Origin of the sequence: Chitinimonas sp. BJB300, assembly GCF_002735695.1 — a bacterium.
Classification (GTDB): Bacteria; Pseudomonadota; Gammaproteobacteria; order Burkholderiales; family Chitinimonadaceae; genus Chitinimonas.
On the sequence record NZ_PDZH01000361.1, the window covers coordinates 1 to 588 of the forward strand.

Consider the following 588-nt stretch of genomic DNA (forward strand, 5'->3'; position numbering starts at 1 on the left):
TGGGCCATACAGCGGTTTTCGTTACCGTGACGGCCCCGAGTGCTTACCACCCGAGCAAGACCATCAGCAACAAGCGCAAGCGCGGCAAACGGGCGTTTACGCAGATTATCAACCCGGCCTGGGTGGCGGCTGGCAAACCCACCCCCAAGCAAGCCAACGATTACCTGTGCCAGACCTGGGGCAAGGTGCGGGCAGCGGCCGACCGCCGTGGCTTGCGCGTGTATGGCCTGCGCACCACCGAACCGCATGCCGATGCCTGCCCGCATTGGCACATGATGCTGTTTGGCGAACCCGAAGCCCTCACGCGCTTTGTGGCGTTGTTTCAGGATTACGCCTGCCAAGCCTACCCCGAAGAGCTGACCGGCAAGGTGTGGAACAAGGAAGCCGGCAAATGGCACAAGGTGCCCGCCACCAGCGTGCGGTTCAACTGCCAGGTCATGAACCCGGCCCAAGTGCTAGCCGATGGTAGCCGCGTCGGTGGGGCCGTCGCTTACCTCACCAAATACCTGACCAAGAACCTCGACGGTAAAAGCGAACAGCGCCGCGAAGACGGCGAACACCTCGCCATGGGTGACGACTACGAAGCCG

At 62.6% G+C, this 588-nt stretch carries 1 protein-coding gene; it reads left to right on the forward strand.

What is annotated here, in order from left to right:
* Nucleotides 1-588, forward strand: a 588-nt coding sequence (locus tag CSQ89_RS21850) for a replication endonuclease (RefSeq protein WP_139023197.1), incomplete at both ends; no start/stop codon positions are given.